The organism is Aromatoleum toluvorans, from assembly GCF_012910905.1.
Taxonomy (GTDB): domain Bacteria; phylum Pseudomonadota; class Gammaproteobacteria; order Burkholderiales; family Rhodocyclaceae; genus Aromatoleum; species Aromatoleum toluvorans.
On record NZ_WTVN01000101.1, the window covers coordinates 1 to 424 of the forward strand.

Genomic DNA, 424 nt, shown 5'->3' on the forward strand with positions numbered 1-424 from the left:
CCGTGGTCGCGTTCGTGTTCATGGAGCGGCACTGGAACACGGTGACGCGGCGGCTGTCGGCCGCGGTGGTGTCCGACATCGCCGCGCTGATCGACGTCTACAAGAATTATCCGCAGGACAAGGACCGCGCCCAGCTTCGCCACATCGCCCAGAAGCTGCAGCTGGTGGTCGACTTCCTGCCCGCCGGCGACATGCCGCCGCCGGGACCGAAGCCGTTCTTCTCGCTGCTCGACCAGACGCTCTCGGTGCAGCTCGGCCGCCAGATCAGCCGTCCGTTCTGGATCGACACCGTCGGCAAGTCCAATCTGGTCGAGATCCGCGTGCAGCTCGACGATTCCGTGATGCGGATCTTCGCCCAGCGCAGCGCGGCCTATGCCTCGAATTCGGAGATCTTCATCTTCTGGATGCTCGGCACCTCGACGAT

Annotated in this window: 1 protein-coding gene; it reads left to right on the plus strand. The window is 64.6% G+C overall.

Annotated features, from left to right (window positions below):
• The coding region (locus GPA22_RS22490) for a hypothetical protein (protein ID WP_211169312.1) at positions 1–424 on the plus strand (424 nt) is incomplete at both ends.